The organism is Mesorhizobium sp. M0019 (genome assembly GCF_040323975.1).
GTDB lineage: Bacteria > Pseudomonadota > Alphaproteobacteria > Rhizobiales > Rhizobiaceae > Mesorhizobium.
Map to the genome: position 1 here is coordinate 273,752 of NZ_JAMYVK010000001.1, position 16,109 is coordinate 289,860.

Sequence of the window (16,109 nt, forward strand, 5' to 3'; positions counted from 1 at the left end):
AAATGTGGTTCTTGAGGGGTTTCAGGATGGGTTTCGCCGGCAGGCTGCGTGTGCGCCACGCCTTGGCCATGCCGCTCCTGGTACCGGCCATGGGTCTTTTCGCGGTGATTTCGGCCTCGCCGGCACGGGCCGATTTCCGGGTCTGCAACGCCACGCAGAACCTGGTCGGTGTCGGCATCGGCTATCGCGCCAAAGCCGGCTGGATCACCGAAGGCTGGTGGCACATCGAAGGATCGAGCTGCAAGACGCTGATCGAGGGACCGTTGTCATCAAGGTTTTACTATCTTTATGCAGAAGACGCCGAGCGCGGCGGACGCTGGGATGGCCCGATCAACATGTGCGTGGCCGAAAAAGAGTTCAAGATCGCCGGCGTTACCGATTGCGTCGCCCGGGGCTTTCAGCGCGCCGGATTCCAGGAATATGACACGGGCGAGCAGGCAAGCTGGATGGTCCAGCTGACTGACGAGCCCGCAACGGATGGCGCTCCAGCCGCCCCGGGAACAAACAGTCAATGAGACGCAGCCGCAAGGTCAAGATCCTCGCCACCATCGGTCCGGCCTCCTCGTCCGAGGAGATGCTGAAGAAGCTGTTCGAAGCCGGCGCCGACGTGTTCCGCATCAATATGAGCCACACCGACCATGAATTGATGCGTACGCTTGTCGGCCGCATTCGTGCCGTCGAGGAGGCGGTCGGCCGGCCGATCGGCGTTCTCGCCGACCTGCAAGGGCCAAAGCTGCGCGTCGGCAAATTCGCCAACGGCAAAGAGGTGCTGACCGTCGGCCAGACCTTTACGCTCGATGACAATCCGGAGCCCGGCAATTCGACGAGGGTCTACCTGCCGCATCCCGAAATCCTGCGTTCGGTCGAGGCTGGTCATCGCCTGCTGATCGACGACGGCAAGCTCGAGCTCAAGGCGGTCAGCAGCAACGGCAAGGCGATCGTCTGCACCGTCGTCGCCGGCACCACCATTTCCGACAAGAAGGGCGTCAGCCTGCCCGACACCGACCTGCCGGTCGGCGCGCTGACGGAAAAGGACCGCCGGGATCTCGACGCGGTTCTGGCGACCGGCGTCGACTGGGTGGCGCTGTCCTTCGTGCAGCGGCCCGAGGACCTGGCCGAGGCGCGCAAGATCGCACGCGGCCGGGCACTGATCATGGCCAAGATCGAAAAGCCGCAGGCCGTCGCCCGGCTGGCCGAGATCATCGAGCTTTCGGATGCGCTGATGGTCGCCCGCGGCGATCTCGGCGTCGAGATGCCTCTCGAAGCCGTGCCTGGCATTCAGAAGCAGATCACCCGCGCCGCCCGCCGCGCCGGCAAGCCTGTGGTAGTTGCCACGCAGATGCTGGAATCGATGATCACCGCGCCGGTGCCGACCCGCGCCGAAGTCTCGGACGTCTCGATCGCCGTGTTTGAAGGCGCCGACGCGATCATGCTTTCGGCGGAGTCCGCCGCCGGCGCCTACCCGGTCGAAGCGGTGGCGATGATGAACCGGATCGCCACCAAGGTCGAAACCGACCCGACCTATGCCGGCATCATCAACGCGCAGCGCTCGGAACCGGAAGCGACCGGCGCCGACGCCATTTCGCTTGCTGCCCGCGAGATCGCCGAGACGCTGAAGCTGTCGGCCATCATCACCTACACGGCCTCGGGTACAACCGGCCTGCGCGCCGCGCGTGAGCGGCCGCAAGTGCCGATCGTCGCACTGTCGCCGATCCTCAACACGGCGCGGCGGCTGTCGCTGTTGTGGGGCACGCATTGCGTCGTTTCTCCCGATGCCATCGACCTCGACGACATGGTCGATCGCGCCTGCCGCATCGCCTTCGACGAAGGTTTCGGCAAGCCCGGCGACCGCGTCATCATCACGGCCGGCGTGCCGCTCAGGACGCCCGGTTCGACCAACATGCTGCGCATCGCCTATGTCGGATCGGAAGTCGGCCGCTAATGTCGGCCGCGGCTGCCGGATAGGCCGGCTGCATGGCGCGTCGTAGACACGGCGCCAGCCGGGCGCATCGACGGCAGTCGGGTTAGGATAGACGCCGAACTCCGCCAGCTTGCATCAGCCTGTGACCGGCCGTGAAGCGGTTCGAAGGCCCTATCCGACTTGAGCTGGAAGTCAGTTAAGGTAATCTATCCAGGGAGAAAGAGGAGGGTGATCCAATGTGGATGCGCACTGATCTTCTGGAACTCCTCGGCATTGAGCACCCGATAATCCAGGCGCCGATGAGCGGCATCACCACGCCGGAACTGGCGGCAGCAGTCAGCAATGCCGGGGCACTTGGCTCGCTCGCATGCGGCATTCTGCCTGCGGCGGCTATCCGCGAGCAGCTCACGGCGACACAGCACGCCACCAATCGTCCGATCAACGTCAACTTCTTTGCGCACCCGGCGCCGATACACGATGATGCGGCAGCCCAAAGTATGCGAGACCGCCTTTGCGGCTGCTATGAGGAGGTCGGCCTCGGACCGGTGCCCGAGCCGGGCGAGCCCTTCCCCACCTTCGATCGTGAGCGTCTCGAAATTGTGCTCGAGCTGCGCCCCAAGGTGGTCAGCTTCCACTTCGGTCTACCCGACACCGCAATTGTGCAGCAGTTGAAGGCGGCCGGCTGTACTGTCTTGTGTTCGGCCACCACCGTCTCGGAAGCGCGCCAGCTTGAGGCAGGAGGGGTGGACGCCATTGTCGCCCAGGGATACGAGGCGGGTGGGCATCGCGGCACATTCACTGGCGACCCTGCTATCGGCACAGCCGGCACTATGGCACTCGTACCGCAGATTGTTGATGCCGTGCGGGTGCCTGTAATTGCCGCTGGCGGTATCTTCGACGGTCGCGGCATTGCTGCCAGCTTTGCACTTGGTGCATCTGGTGTGCAGATCGGCACGGCTTTCCTGGCCTGTCCTGAAGCCAATGTGCAGCCAGTCTATCGCGCAGCATTGCGCTCGGCCAACGACGAGAGCACGTCGGTGACTCGCTGCTTCACTGGCCGCCCAGCGCGCGTGGTGCGCAACCGGTTTGTGATGGAAATGGCTGGTGAGGAAGATGCAGCGTTGGCGTTTCCGCTGCAGGCGAGTCTGGTCATGCCGCTTTCGATGGCAAAGGATGAAAGCAAGCGGGCTGACTTCTTGCCCACTTGGGCCGGGCAGGGCGTTGCGAAGCTGCGGGAGATGCCGGCCGCCGCCCTTGTGGAGAAACTCGTCACGGAAGCAAACGGCATAGATCGGGCCTATAGGGGAGTAGGGGAGTAGGGGAGTAGGGGAGTAGGGGAGTAGGGGAGTAGGGGAGTAGGGGAGTAGGGGAGTAGGGCGCATGTGTTCCGCAGTGCAATCTGCACCTCTCACATACTACCTTACTCCCCTATTCCCCTACTCCCTTACTGGTCTCAAATGCCTTCGCCGGCAAGCTCCTCGGAAAGTGCGGCGACCTGGTCCTGGGCGCTGCGCATCATTGGGTAGATGCCGAGCACGCGCTGCCAGGCCTCAAGTGCCGACTGCTTGTGGCCGGTTTCGGCCATGATCTGAGCCAGGCCCGAAAGCGCGCCGAAATGGCGTGGTTCGAGCTGCAGGGTGCGGTCGATGTCCGCCATCGACTTCCCGTAGTTCTTCATCACGAAATGAACAGTGGCGCGCCGGTTCCAGCCTTCCGCATAGGTCGGCTGCAAAGTCACCACCTGATCGAGGAAATCGAGTGCAACATCGAATTTCTGGTTTTCGATCGCCTTCTGCGACCATTGCATCATCAGGTCGATAGAGGCGCTGCCCGACTGGGACCACTCGCTGCCGATCCGTCCGGCGATGCGCTCGGCCGCCTTTTCGTTGCGTTCGCGCTTGAGATCGGCAAACAGCTGATCGAGCCGCGCCTGTTTCGTCTTGACGACCGGAGGTGCTGTCGGCGGAGTTGTGGTCGGATCTTCAGCCCACGCCGGCAGCGAGACAGCGCCGGAAACGAGGAAAGCCGTGAAAAATGCAAAAAGAATCCGCATCGCGGGAATCTAGCCCCCGACGCCGGATCGTCAAACTGAATTTAGCGTGAGAGTCGTATCATGCGAACGGAGGCGCGCAGCCTCCGTCGAAAACTCAACCCTGGCGCGCCTTGTAGCGCGGCGCGGTCTTGTTGATGATGTAGATGCGGCCCTTGCGACGAACCAGCTGGTTGTCGCGGTGACGCGCCTTCAACGCCTTAAGCGAATTCTTGATTTTCATGGTCTTGCCCGTCGGTCTGGGCCCGGTCACGGGCCGAATTATTAAGGCGCGCCCACAGACGCGCCTTTGAACTGTGCGTGGCTCATAGACGAGGAGCGTTGCCCGTGTCAACCGCAAGCGCGTTGCCTAAACGATACGGACCGTTTCGTATCATCAAATATCCGCCACTGGCGTCTTGCGGCGTTGCGCAGGGTTGAGACGGCTGGAATGATGCGGTTGCGAATTGGAGATCGTCATGCGCCGAATTCTTGTGTCCGCCTGTCTTGTCGTCCTCGCGGCAGGTTCTGTTGCCTATGCGCAGGAATGCGACCGCAACGACGACAGCCAGCAGATGATGAACATCTGCGCCGACGCGGACTACAAATCCGCCGACGCCAAGCTCAACAAGGCCTACCGGGATCTCATCGGCGGAAGTGACGCAAAAGCCAGGAAGCTGTTGCAGACGGCGCAGCGCGCCTGGATCGCTTTTCGCGACGCGGAATGCAGCTATTCCGCCGCGGACAGCGAAGGCGGCTCGATCTATCCGATGCTGATATCGGAATGCCTGACGCGGCTGACCGACGATCGCACCAAACAGCTCACCGCCGATTCGACCTGCGCGGAAGGCGATGTGAGCTGCGCCAGCCCCGACGAGGACGAGAGCGGCGAAATCCAGTAAGCGTAGGTTCTAACTTTGTGTTTGAGCATGATCTTTTCCGAAAACCGGATTCCACTTTTCGCTAGCGCGGACCTTCGGTTCGGGATCATGCTCTAGCTGCGGCGGCTCACGCGCGTAAAATGGCCCATCTTGCGGCCGGGCCGCGCCTCGGCCTTGCCATAGAGGTGCAGCATCAGATCGGGCTCGGCGAGCAGATCAGGAACGCGCCTGACATCGTCGCCGATCAGGTTTTCCATGACGCAGTCGAACTGCCGGGCGGGACTTCCCAGCGGCAGGCCGGCGACGGCTCGAATATGCTGTTCGAATTGCGAGATGGTGCAGGCGGCCTCCGTCCAGTGGCCGGAATTATGGACGCGCGGCGCGATCTCGTTGGCCAGCGGCGAACCGTCGGCGAGGACAAAGAATTCGACGCCGATGACACCGACATAGTCGAGCGCCGCGAGTATCTCGGCCGCCGCCGCTTGAGCCGCAGCCGCCGTCTCGGACTTCACCCCGGCCGGCAGCGTCGAGCTGTGCAGAATACCGTTGCGATGGACATTCCAGGCCGGATCGTAGGCGGCGAGCGAACCGTCGATGCCGCGGGCGGCGATCACCGAAATCTCGCGCTCGAAGGTGACGAAGGATTCCAGGATCAACGGCACGGTGCCCATCGCCTCGCAAGTGCCGGCAAAGCCGCCTGTTTCCATGTTGCGGAAGACACGCTGGCCCTTGCCGTCATAGCCCATGCGGCGCGTCTTCAATATGCCGCTGCCGTTGAACTGTTTCAGCGCAGCCGTCAGTTCCTCGTCATTGTCGACGGGGCTGAAATCCGCGGTCGGTATGCCGATGCCGTTGAGGAATTTCTTTTCCGCCAGCCGGTCCTGCGCCACTTCCAGTGCGCGTGCCGGCGGATAGACCGGCACCGTAGAGGCAAGTGCCGCGGCGGCCGCGACCGGTACGTTCTCGAATTCATAAGTAACGACGGCACTGGCCGCAGCCAGCTCGCTAAGCGCGGCCGCGTCGTCATAGGCGGCGACGATCTGCCGGTTGGCGACCTGTGCCGCCGGGCAATCCGGCTGCGGCTCCAGCACGACGATGCGGTAGCCGAGGCGGGCCGCGGCCATCGCCAGCATGCGGCCAAGCTGGCCGCCGCCGATGATACCGATGCTCGATCCCGCCGGCAGGCTCACGGCGCGTCCGTGGGCTCGGCGGCCACCTTGGCGGTCTGCGCGGCGCGCCAGCTATCCAGCCGGGCGGCGAGCTTTTCGTCGCTCAGCGCCAGCACCGCGGCGGCCAGAAGGGCAGCGTTGGCAGCGCCGGCCTTGCCGATGGCCAAAGTGCCGACCGGAATGCCGGCCGGCATCTGCACGATCGAAAGCAGCGAATCCTGGCCGGACAGCGTCTTCGATTCCACCGGCACGCCGAACACCGGTAGCGGCGTCATCGCCGCCGTCATGCCGGGCAGATGCGCCGCACCGCCGGCACCGGCGATGATCACCTTGTAGCCGGCCGCCTTGGCGCCCTTGGCGAAGTCATAGAGCCGGTCGGGCGTGCGGTGGGCCGAGACGATCAGCCGCTTGTGCGGAATGCCCAGCGCCTCCAGCGTCTCGGCGGCATGGCGCATCGTCGCCCAGTCGGACTGGCTGCCCATAATGATGGCGACGTCGGCGCGATGATCGTCCAAGCTTCTGCTCCCCGGCGGCAAAGGCGCGCATTAGCGGAAATCGAGGGGAGCCGCAAGGATGGCCGCAAACGGCAAAGCGGCTTGTGACGTTTCTGTCGCTCCGCAAATGGATAGGGGCGGTCTGTCATGGGGCGGCCGCTGCTCGGAAGCGGTTGACGAAGTCGTCGAGTTCAGGCCGTTCGGTATCGGAAATCGCCCAGTACGAAAAGGCACTGTCGCTCCAGTGGACCAGCGAGAAGCCACCGGCAGAAAGATCGACCGGTCCGGCTGTCGAGCCGGTTTCCTCGGGCGCGGCGACGAGAGTGATCAAGTGCTCGCGGTGCCGGTAGACCAGTGCCGGCACTGGCTGGCCGGCGATCACCTCGACCCGGCCACCGAGCAATGCGAAGCCGTCATTGGCAAGGTCAGGTGCCGGCGGCGACAGGCCGACCCTGCCATCGAGCCAAGGTTTGACCGTATGCCGGTCCGATGACACGACGTCCACCGGGCTGGCGGCCAGCAGGCTGCGGCGGTGGCCGCTGGCGACCGCGGCAGCAAAGCTGTCGGGGGCCCTGCTCAGCATCATCCATTGCGTCGCGCCGCTGGCCAGCACGGCGGTGACGATGATCGACGCCGCCAGCGCGCGCCAGTCGAACGCGCCAAATCGGTGCATCGCTCGGTGCGCCGGCAGCACTCGAGCGGCGGGCGCCGGCGCCGGCAGCACTTTCTCCGTACCGGCTGTCCCGATTGCAGCGATGCGAGCCTTGAAATCCTCACGGACATCGAGCCTCGGCAGCCCGCGGACGACCGTCTGCAGCGCAGCGATGCGGGCATGCTCGGCGGCGAGCGCCGGATCGGCCGCGATGCGTCGCTCGACAGCCAATGCTGCTGCTGCGTCGAGCTCGCCATCGACCAAGGCATGGATCATCAGTTCCACGCCCGCCGGGTCATCGGGCAGTCCATCGTTGTGCGCGCTCATGGCGCCCTCCCAAGTTGGGATATCAGCAGACCGCGCGCCCTCGCCAGCCGCGACATCACCGTGCCTAGCGGCACGCCAAGCAGCGTCGCGATCTCGCGATAGCTGAGGCCGTTGATGTCGCGTAGCACCACAGTCTCGCGAAATTGGTGCGGCAGCGCGGCGATCGCCGCTTCGAGTGCGGCCGTGTCGGCCTTGGCGATCAGGCTTGCCTCAGGACTAGCCGTATCTGGCAGGACGGCGCCATATGCAGCCGTCATGTCATCGAGGTCGCTCAGGTCGCCGACGGCGACGATACTGCGCGGCCGGTTGCGCGCCAGCCAGGAGTAAGAGGCGTTGCGCACGATCGCCAGCAGCCAGGCGCGCGCATTGCCGCCGGCATAGCCGGCGATGCCCGCATGCGCCTTCAAACAGGCCTCCTGCACCACATCCTCCGCGTCGGCGGCGTTGCCGGTCAGCCAGCGGGCAAGCGCAAGCGCATCCGCGAGATGGGGCAGAACCACCTCGCGAAAGCGCTCGGTCGCGGCCTCTTGGTTCAACACCGTCGCATCGCCCGGCATCCCGGGCAGAACCTTCCGAAAATCCTCACGGAGCGACGGTGATCCTGCCCTGCATGTGCGGGTGAAGCCCGCAGAAATAGGCATAGTCGCCCACTTTGGTGAAGGTGAAGGCATATGTGTCACCGGTGTCAAGCGCCTTGGAGCGAAACGAGACATCGTTGGCGACCACCAGATGCGGGATGTCGTCGTCATTCTCGAAGGTCACGGTAGTGCCCTGCTTTACCGTCAGCACCGCCGGTGTGAAGGCAAAGTTCTCGATCTTGACCATTGGCAGGTCTGCTGCGTTCAGTGGCATGGCAACCATTATCAGGATCGCCGCCAAACCGAACGTGACAGGGGATACGACCAAGACGCGGGATGGGGAGCGGATCATCGCATTTCCCCTCAGGCCAGCGTGCTGTCGATGATGGCGAGGTCCTGCCCGCCTTGCTTGACTGTCACGCTGCTTGTGCCGAGCAGGCTGCGCAACTGGCCGGCAGGTACCGTCATCGGCCCGGGTGAGGCTGCGGTGCCCGGCGCCGGTTGCGGGAAAGCGGTCGAGCGCGCGGTATGAAAGGTAACGTTGCCTTCGACCTTCTGCATGATCTGGTGGATATGGCCGTTGAGTACGGTGACAGAGCCGAACCGCTTGAGCAGGGCCAAGGCCTGCGCCGCGTCGTCGGTGCCCCAGCCCCATTCGGGATAAACAGCCCATAGCGGGATGTGGGCAAAGACGACGATTGGCGTCGAGGCGGTGACCGCCTTCAGATCATCGGCCAACCATGCCAACTGGTCGGCGCCGAGATTGCCCAGCCCGCCAGCCTTCAGGTTGACGACGTTGACCAGGCCGATGAAATGGACGCCGTTCTGGTCGAACGAATACCAGCCAGCGCCCTTGGTGCCCTTGCCGTAGCGGTCGAGATAGGCCTGGCCATTGCCGTCATCGATCAGGTCGTGCTCACCGGGCACATAATGCACGTCGAAGCCTGCGCCGCCGATGATCTGGGCAGCGTTGTCGAACTGCGCGGCTTTCGACAAATGGGTGATGTCGCCGGTGTGGATCATGAAAGCGGGCTTTTGCGGCAACGCCTGGATCTTGCCGATGGCCTCCTTCAGCGTGTCGATGGCGTGCGGGTTGGCAGCCTTGTCGAAGCCGATGTGGCTGTCGGAGATCTGGAGGAAAGTGAAGCCGGTGGCCAAGGCCTCGGCGGCTTGCGACGCACCGAGCAGGCTGAGCGAAACCGGCACGCCGGCCGAAATTGTCCACAGCACTCCCGTGCCGGCCCAGATCATGCATTCCAGTGCATGACGGCGGCTGATGCCGTCAGCTTCATTGTCGTGGTGGTGGGTCATACCGGTCTCCTGCACGCCGGAAATGGCGTCTGTTTGGGAGACCAATGGGCGGGGTGGTTTATTCCGCCCGAAGACTAAAAGTTCATTCACACTGCCGTGATGGCGCACTGGCCCGATGCGAAGCCGGCGCTGGAAGGCACTGGCTCGACCACGCTCTGGCGATGTCTAGTCCGGCCAGCGCAGCGCTCCGGCGGACTGCTTGCGAGCGGGTTTCATCGCATCCGCGGGCCGATCGGCAGCACTCAACACCGCTCGCAGGCGTTCGGCAACGATCTCCGCCTCGCCGGGATGGAGATTGCACGGATCAAGGAAGAAGTGACCGCGCTCGACCTCGTGGTTGCGCACGATCACGGGCGGCGAACCCGCCGCAAGCGCCGAGGCGAGGCCGGCGGCGGTGAAGCGGCTTTCCGGCGCAACAAACACCTGCAGGCGGTCGAGAGGATTTCCGGTCGGATCTGGAATGATACGTGCCTCGATGCCAGGCAGGCCCTGCAATGCGGTTTGCCACAGATGCAGTGCGGCGTCTTCCCGCTGGCGAATGCCGGCATGGTCGCGCCGCTCCCAGGCTTCCAGGGCCGCCATAGTGCCGGCAATGCTCTCCTTGCCGACCTTCATGGCGCGCGCAACGCCCCGGTTCTGAAGATAGGCGGCCCGTACCAGATCCTTGCGGCCGGCAACGATGCCGCTTGTCGGCCCTGAGAGAAATTTGTGCCCGCTGTAGACAACAATGTCGGCGCCGCGCGCCAGAAAGCCACGCAAATCGTATTCCGAGGCGGCGTCGACGATCACCGGCACGCCCTTGGCGTGGCAAATCTCGCAGAACTCCTCAAGCGAGAGCATGCCGTATTGCACGGTGTGGTGCGCAACGACGTAGAGGGCTGCCGCCGTCCGGTCCCGGATCGCCTCGGCAACATGATAATCCTGGGTGACGCTGACCGTGCCGGCAGGCACTGCCTTGGCTCCGGCAAGCCGGATCGACTGGTCGATCGGCGCGCCATAATTGACGATGTGACCAAGCTGAACGATGACCTCCGATTTGAGGCCCTCGGTGTCGTCCGGCAGCCGCTCGATCGCAAGAAGGCTGGTCCCGGTCATCGCGCCGGCAATCGCCATTGTTATGCCGCTGGCGCAGCATGCGGTGATGAAGCCGGCCTCGCCGCCGGTAAGGCGTGCAATCACCCTACTTGCGGCGCGCTGCAGATCGTCCATCTCGACCCATTGCGAGGCCATTTCCGACATTGCGGCAATCGCTTCTGGCACGATGATCGAAGCACCGAGTGCCGTCATCGTGCCGGAGACATTGATGATTGGGCGAAGGCCAAGCCGTTCGCGGATTGTCGTGTTGGAACGGTCAGCGGCATAGGTCGTCATCTCTGTAGATCCTGTTTAAGATTTCAGGCGGCGATCTCGACGACCGCCTCGATTTCAACTGTGATGTTGCCCGGCAGCGAGCCGACACCGATCGCGGAACGGGCATGTCCGCCAAGCGTATCAAAGACGGCCGCGAAAAGATCGGAACAGCCGTTCACCACCTTGGGGTGCTCGCCGAATGTCGGCGTCGCATTGACAAAGCCAAGCAGCTTGACGACGCGCACGATGCGGCCGAGGTCGCCGGCCGCCGCATGCATGACGGCGAGCAGGTTCAGGCCGGTCAGACGCGCATGCCCGTAAGCCTCTTCAACGCTGACATCCTCTCCGACCTTGCCGGTGCAGAGCGCGCCATCGGCGCGCAACGGCCCCTGGCCGGAGAGGAAGATCAGCCGTCCGCTCTCGGCATAGGTGACGAAGTTGGCGATGGGCTTCGGCGGCTCGGGCAGTGTCAGGCCCAATTCCGCGAGCCGGATGTAAGGCGTCATAAAAGCTCCTTGCGACAGCTTTCGCCGTCCGATGTCAAAAATGCGAGGCGCGAAACCGCGCCAGGAAACTGCGAAGGCGTTCATTGTCGAACCCCGCCGCCAGAATCTCGGCGGGTGGTCCGACGGCACTGACGCCGCCATCCGCCATGAAAACGATGCGGCTCGATGCGTCGCGCGCAAAAGCCATTTCATGCGTGACCATCAGCATCGTCATGCCGTCTTCGGCGAGGCTGCGCACGACCTCGAGCACCTCGCCAACCAGTTCGGGGTCGAGCGCCGAGGTTATCTCGTCGAGAAGCAATATCTTCGGCTCCATCGCCACGGCGCGGGCGATGCCGACGCGCTGCTGCTGGCCGCCGGAAAGCTCGGCCGGCAGACTGTCGGCTTTGTGGGCGAGGCCTACGCGGCCGAGCCAGTGCTCGGCAATGGTGCGGGCCTCGGCATTGCTCTTGCCGCGCACCTTGCGCAGGCCAAGCATGATGTTGCCGGCCGCAGTCAAATGCGGAAACAGATTGAAGCTCTGGAACACCATTCCGGTCTCGGCTCGCATCGCCGCCAGGTCGCGCTCGCTGCGTCGCTGGCGTGTTCCCGTCCCGCGATAGCCGACTTCTTTGCCGTCGATACGGATCGAGCCGCTGTCGTAGCTCTCCAGGAAGTTGACGCAGCGCAGTAGCGTGGTCTTGCCGCTGCCGGAGGGGCCGATGATAGTCACGACCTCGCCGCGTGTCACTTGCAGGCTGACGGAGCGCAGGACCTCGACGGATCCAAAGGCTTTGGAAACCTCGGTGACATCGAGAAGTGCCGGATTCTGGTGCGAGGCGTTGGACATCGTGCTATTCCCGGATGAAGGAGAAACGCCGCTCCAGGCGCCGGCTGGCCAAGGAGAGGGCGTAGTTGACGGCGAAGTAGACGAGCGCACCGAGAATGTAGAGTGGCATCGCCTCATAGGTGCGGCCGATGACCTGGTTGATTGCCTGCATGAGGTCGGTGATGCCGAGCAGCGAGACCAGCGCGCTGCCCTTCACCGCGTCGGTGACGCCATTGATCCAGGGTGGCAGGAAGCGCCTGAACGCCTGCGGAAAAATGACGTAGGCCAGCCGCTGGCGAAAGGTCAGTCCGATCGCCATCGCCGCCTCGGACTGACCCTTGGGAATCGAGCCGACGGCGCCCCTGAGATACTCGACGACTTGCGCGGTCTTGAAGAGGGTGAGGGCGAACACGGCCGCCCAAAAGGATTCCAGATGCAGCCCCACCGCGGGCAGGCCGTAATAGACGAAGAAGATCAGCACCAGGATCGGAATGCCGCGTATGGTGTCGCTGAAGATGCGCACTGCCCAGTGCAGCGGAAAAGGACCATAGACAAGGCCGACGCCCATCAGCACGCCGGCGATGAGCGATAACACCACGACCAGCAGCGACACCCACAAGGTTACGGCAAAGCCTTCGGCGAGGAACGGCAAGGCGTAGATGATCTGGCTCAGCATGTCAGCGCGCCGCCTTGAACCGGCGCTCGACGAGCCGCAGCGCGAAAAGCAGCGTGTAGCCGGTCAACAGGTACATTGCCGTCACCACCAGATAGACTTCGACAATGCGGAACGTGTTGAAGTTGATCCACTGGGCGCCATAGGTGAGTTCGGGTACCGAGATGACCGACGCCACGGACGTATCCTTGAAGAGCGATATGAATGTGTTGGAAAGCGCCGGCAGGGTTATGCGCAGCATCGTCGGCAGGCGCACATCGAGCAGCCTTTGCCATGGCGTCAGGCCGATTGCCTTGCCGGCGTCGAGCTGACCGCGCGGCACCGCCTCGAGCCCCGAGCGAAACACCTCGACCAGGTAGGCGCCGCTGTAGAGCGACAGCGTGGCAATGAATGAGGTTTGCGTGCTGTAGGCAATGTCGACCACCGTCGGCAAGCCGTAGAAGACCAGATAGACGAGCAGGATCAGCGGCACGTTGCGGATGAACTCGACATACCCCGCGATGATGGTCCGCACCGCACGTCCGGCCGACACGTACCAGACCGCCAGAACGAGCCCGATGACGATGCCGATCGCGATCGAGATGACGGCCAGTTCGAGGCTTAGCAGCAGTCCGCCCCAGAGCTTGTCGAAATGCCGCCAGATAAGGTTGAAGTTGAGAGTATAACCCATGCGTCCTCGTCATGGAGGGCTGTGATGAGAGAAGGCGGAAGGACGTTGTCCTTCCGCCTGCTTGCATCAAATGACCGGGAAACCGGGATGGCGCGCCGGCGGCTCCTGTCCGAAATAATCCTTGAACGCAGCATCGTAGAGTGCCGTTTCATGGCCGAACATGGCGATGGTGAAGGTCTGGTTGACGAAGGTCAGCCAGTCGAGGTCGCCCTGCCGCAGCGCGGCACCATAAAGCATCGAGAACCAGCTCTTGCCGGCATCGAAGTACTTATCCGGATTGCGCGAGGCGAGCCAGCGCACCGTTGACAGATCGACCGCGGCGGCGTCGACGCGCTTCGATTCCAAGGCCTGCAGCACGTTGGCCTGCGTGTCTATCTGCATCACCTGCGACTCCGGCAGGACGATATGCACGTTAGCCTCGGCATCGACATTTTGCAGGATGGAAATCCGCGTCGCCGAACCGCCGGCAAGCAGCTTGTCGAAGGTCTTGTTTTCGGCGTTCGGAAGGGTCAGCAAGGCGATGCCTTCGACGTAGTAGGGTCGGGAGAAGTGGATCAGCTGCGAGCGCTGGGCGGTCATGGTCATGAACTGGATGGTGATGTCGACCTTGTTGGTGGTCACGTTCGGAATGCGCTGAGCCGGATCCTGCATGACGAATTCCACTTTGGTCGGATCGTCGAAAAGCCCCTTGGCGAGAATGCGACCCATGGTGATGTCCATGCCCACCAGTTCGCCGGCGTCGTTCTCGAAATGCCAGGGCGCATTGGTACTGCCGGTGCCGACGATCACCTTGCCGCGCTCGAGGACGGTGCGCAGCAGGCTGTCCGGCGCTGCCTGGGCCGCCGCTTTCTGAACGTCGACCGCGGCAGCGGCGCTCATCACTCCGGCCGTTGCAAGCCCGGCCATTCCCAGTTTCAGAAATTCACGCCTTTTGGATGTGTCGTTCACGGCGACCTCCTTTCGTGTTGAGTTCCCCTTTGGACCAGCAGTACAGGCATCGGTTGCAACTGACGTCATTGTCCCTTACAAGAGACGCCTGTACTCTGTACAAGACAGATTAACATCAGGGATCGATAATGCAAGATGGCAATGCCTTGGCCGCTCGACCGGACGTCGGTCTGGACGAAGACAAGAACTCGAGCTCTCGGGAGAAGGGTCTCAACCGGGTTCTCCAGATTTTGGAGTTTCTCCACACGACCCAGCGTGCGATCGGCATCGGCGACCTTGCCAAGGGGGTAAACGCGCCGCGGTCGACGACCTATACGCTGGTGCGCTCGCTGGTCGACGCAGGCCTGCTGGAAATGGCCGGAGACGGCAATCGGGTCTATTTCGGAAAGAAGCTCTATCTCTACGGAATGGACTATGTGCGGGGCAACGACCTGCTCAGGCGAGGGCGCCAGGAAGTCGACCATCTGTCACGCGAGACCGGCGAGACCTCGGAGTTGTGCATGCTGCAAAGCGGCCGCTACACCATCGTCCATTCAAGCCCGGGAACGAGGCCATTCCGGATCAGCTCGGCGACGGGTCTGCAAATACCGCTCCCCTGGACAGCTTCCGGGCGGCTGCTCCTCGCCGGCTTCGACAGGGCGGCGATCGAGGATATGGTCTCGGAAGACGATCTCGTGCTGCCGGACGGCCGCAGATTGCAGCTCGACGATTTCATAGACGACATCGCCGTCGCCAAGTCGGCCGGCTACTGCGTCACCTCCGGCCTTGTCGATGCCTACACGAAATGCCTGGCCGCGCCGGTCTTTTCAGCGCCGGGCAGGGTCGAGGCGACGATGTGCCTGGTGGTTCCCATCGATACCTCGACCGAAAAGACCGATGACCTGATAGAGCTGTTGCTCGAGCGCGCCGCGCGGCTTTCGATCGCGGCATAGGCCGCCTTTCCAGCAGGCCAGCGCCGGCGTCCGTTCAAGCGATAATGTCTGGAATGATCTTGTCTTCCAGCGCCATCAGCCTGTCCTTAAGGAAGAGCTTCTTTTTCTTCATGCGCTGGATCTGCAGCGGGTCGCAATTCATGGCGATCATCGCATTGATGGCGGCGTCGAAATCGGCGTGTTCCTGCTTCAGCCGGGAATATTCGAGGCGGATATCTGCCTGTTCCTGATCGGACATTTTTACCGTCTGCACGTCTGCGGCGCCCAAACTATGGGCCTGATTGGGCGGGACCGGGTCTTCTTGCACCGGCGCGCAGCCCATATCACATTTCATATTGGCGTGGAATGCTACCACGCAGCATTCGACATCGGTGCGCGATGGTGGCACACTGTCATTATGCCGTCACAGAAGCGAGCCTGCGGTGGACGTGCCATGACGGCTGCAATCCGAGGAAACCATGAAAGGGAGAACCAATCATGTCTCTTGCATCCCATCTTGATGAGCTGCAGCGGAAACACGGCGACATCGAACGGGAAATCGACGATGCGATGACCCATCCGTCGGTAGACGACCTCGAAATCGTGAATCTCAAGCGGCGCAAGCTGGCGCTCAAGGACGAGATTGAAAAACTGAAGGCGAAACCGACGACCCACTGAAGCCCTTCCAGGACTAGAACCGCCGCCCGGCGCGTGATTTCTTTCCGGTGGCATGTCTCTATGCTGCCGGAAACGCCTATGGATTCGCGGCAAGCTGCCGTCTTGTTATTTCCGATTTGCTAGGCCTGCGCGCCAGTCGCCATTGACAAGCCATCTTTGCTCCTCCACCTCATGCCCGGACCTTCAAGATTAAAGGCAGCCGG

21 protein-coding genes are annotated in these 16,109 nt (G+C 63.0%); 6 read left to right on the forward strand and 15 right to left on the reverse strand.

What is annotated here, in order from left to right:
• The first annotated feature begins 68 nt into the window (after positions 1-68).
• From NKK47_RS01300 to NKK47_RS01310, 3 genes are all read left to right on the forward strand, one after another.
• Positions 69-515, forward strand: coding sequence for a DUF1036 domain-containing protein (locus NKK47_RS01300; protein WP_502894514.1), 447 nt, complete (start codon positions 69-71; stop codon positions 513-515).
• A complete protein-coding gene (gene pyk / locus NKK47_RS01305; RefSeq protein ID WP_352452495.1) occupies positions 512-1,942 on the forward strand; it encodes a pyruvate kinase in 1,431 nt (476 codons plus the stop codon). Before NKK47_RS01300 ends, pyk begins: the two co-directional genes overlap by 4 nt.
• 215 nt (positions 1,943-2,157) lie before the next feature.
• Positions 2,158-3,240 (forward strand): NAD(P)H-dependent flavin oxidoreductase, encoded by a 1,083-nt coding sequence (locus NKK47_RS01310; protein WP_352574770.1) that lies wholly within the window; start codon positions 2,158-2,160, stop codon positions 3,238-3,240.
• A 134-nt stretch (positions 3,241-3,374) separates the two neighbouring features.
• On the opposite strand, the gene NKK47_RS01315 is transcribed toward NKK47_RS01310, so the two are convergent.
• Both NKK47_RS01315 and ykgO read right to left on the reverse strand, forming a co-directional pair.
• Positions 3,375-3,974 (reverse strand): tetratricopeptide repeat protein, encoded by a 600-nt coding sequence (locus NKK47_RS01315; RefSeq protein WP_352574772.1) that lies wholly within the window; start codon positions 3,972-3,974, stop codon positions 3,375-3,377.
• Positions 3,975-4,068: 94 nt separating this feature from the next.
• A complete protein-coding gene (gene ykgO / locus NKK47_RS01320) occupies positions 4,069-4,194 on the reverse strand; it encodes a type B 50S ribosomal protein L36 (protein ID WP_006203764.1) in 126 nt (41 codons plus the stop codon).
• Between the two features lie 235 nt (positions 4,195-4,429).
• Between ykgO and NKK47_RS01325 the strand changes: the two genes are divergently transcribed.
• Positions 4,430-4,852 carry a lysozyme inhibitor LprI family protein gene (locus NKK47_RS01325; RefSeq protein WP_352574774.1) on the forward strand — a complete coding sequence of 141 codons (423 nt, stop codon included), beginning with the start codon at positions 4,430-4,432 and terminating at the stop codon, positions 4,850-4,852.
• Positions 4,853-4,944: 92 nt separating this feature from the next.
• On the opposite strand, the gene NKK47_RS01330 is transcribed toward NKK47_RS01325, so the two are convergent.
• The 12 genes from NKK47_RS01330 to NKK47_RS01385 all read right to left on the reverse strand — a co-directional run bounded on the left by NKK47_RS01330 (position 4,945) and on the right by NKK47_RS01385 (position 14,317).
• A complete protein-coding gene (locus tag NKK47_RS01330; protein ID WP_352574776.1) occupies positions 4,945-6,021 on the reverse strand; it encodes a 5-(carboxyamino)imidazole ribonucleotide synthase in 1,077 nt (358 codons plus the stop codon).
• A complete protein-coding gene (gene purE / locus NKK47_RS01335; protein WP_023678468.1) occupies positions 6,018-6,515 on the reverse strand; it encodes a 5-(carboxyamino)imidazole ribonucleotide mutase in 498 nt (165 codons plus the stop codon). Before purE ends, NKK47_RS01330 begins: the two co-directional genes overlap by 4 nt.
• Positions 6,516-6,639: 124 nt before the next feature.
• Positions 6,640-7,473 carry an anti-sigma factor family protein gene (locus tag NKK47_RS01340; protein ID WP_352574778.1) on the reverse strand — a complete coding sequence of 278 codons (834 nt, stop codon included), beginning with the start codon at positions 7,471-7,473 and terminating at the stop codon, positions 6,640-6,642.
• Positions 7,470-8,030: a sigma-70 family RNA polymerase sigma factor gene (locus NKK47_RS01345; RefSeq protein WP_352574780.1), complete on the reverse strand. Its 561-nt coding sequence runs from the start codon at positions 8,028-8,030 to the stop codon at positions 7,470-7,472. The genes NKK47_RS01340 and NKK47_RS01345 overlap by 4 nt, the downstream gene beginning before the upstream one ends.
• Positions 8,031-8,055: 25 nt before the next feature.
• The gene (locus NKK47_RS01350) at positions 8,056-8,298 is read right to left on the reverse strand and encodes a cupredoxin domain-containing protein (protein WP_502904968.1); all 243 of its coding nucleotides are present in this window, start codon (positions 8,296-8,298) and stop codon (positions 8,056-8,058) included.
• 116 nt (positions 8,299-8,414) lie between these two features.
• Positions 8,415-9,362, reverse strand: a complete 948-nt coding sequence (locus tag NKK47_RS01355) for a metallophosphoesterase family protein (protein WP_023678472.1) — start codon at positions 9,360-9,362, stop codon at positions 8,415-8,417.
• A 165-nt stretch (positions 9,363-9,527) separates the two neighbouring features.
• Positions 9,528-10,733 carry an aminotransferase class V-fold PLP-dependent enzyme gene (locus tag NKK47_RS01360; protein WP_031212142.1) on the reverse strand — a complete coding sequence of 402 codons (1,206 nt, stop codon included), beginning with the start codon at positions 10,731-10,733 and terminating at the stop codon, positions 9,528-9,530.
• Between the two features lie 23 nt (positions 10,734-10,756).
• Positions 10,757-11,218, reverse strand: a complete 462-nt coding sequence (locus tag NKK47_RS01365) for a RidA family protein (RefSeq protein ID WP_352574784.1) — start codon at positions 11,216-11,218, stop codon at positions 10,757-10,759.
• Positions 11,219-11,252: 34 nt separating this feature from the next.
• A complete protein-coding gene (locus tag NKK47_RS01370) occupies positions 11,253-12,047 on the reverse strand; it encodes an amino acid ABC transporter ATP-binding protein (protein ID WP_352574786.1) in 795 nt (264 codons plus the stop codon).
• Between the two features lie 4 nt (positions 12,048-12,051).
• Entirely contained in the window at positions 12,052-12,702 is a 651-nt protein-coding gene (locus tag NKK47_RS01375) for an amino acid ABC transporter permease (protein WP_352574788.1), read from the reverse strand.
• A gap of 1 nt (position 12,703) precedes the next feature.
• Positions 12,704-13,369, reverse strand: coding sequence for an amino acid ABC transporter permease (locus NKK47_RS01380; RefSeq protein WP_352574790.1), 666 nt, complete (start codon positions 13,367-13,369; stop codon positions 12,704-12,706).
• Positions 13,370-13,435: 66 nt separating this feature from the next.
• Positions 13,436-14,317, reverse strand: coding sequence for a transporter substrate-binding protein (locus NKK47_RS01385; RefSeq protein ID WP_352574792.1), 882 nt, complete (start codon positions 14,315-14,317; stop codon positions 13,436-13,438).
• A 128-nt stretch (positions 14,318-14,445) separates the two neighbouring features.
• Between NKK47_RS01385 and NKK47_RS01390 the strand changes: the two genes are divergently transcribed.
• Positions 14,446-15,249: an IclR family transcriptional regulator gene (locus NKK47_RS01390; RefSeq protein WP_352574794.1), complete on the forward strand. Its 804-nt coding sequence runs from the start codon at positions 14,446-14,448 to the stop codon at positions 15,247-15,249.
• Between the two features lie 34 nt (positions 15,250-15,283).
• Here the strand turns inward: NKK47_RS01390 and NKK47_RS01395 are convergent, their stop codons facing one another.
• On the reverse strand, positions 15,284-15,487 hold the full coding sequence (locus NKK47_RS01395; RefSeq protein WP_023678480.1) for a YdcH family protein: 204 nt from the start codon (positions 15,485-15,487) through the stop codon (positions 15,284-15,286).
• Between the two features lie 239 nt (positions 15,488-15,726).
• Between NKK47_RS01395 and NKK47_RS01400 the strand changes: the two genes are divergently transcribed.
• Positions 15,727-15,906: a YdcH family protein gene (locus NKK47_RS01400; protein WP_023678481.1), complete on the forward strand. Its 180-nt coding sequence runs from the start codon at positions 15,727-15,729 to the stop codon at positions 15,904-15,906.
• Positions 15,907-16,109 lie beyond the last annotated feature (203 nt).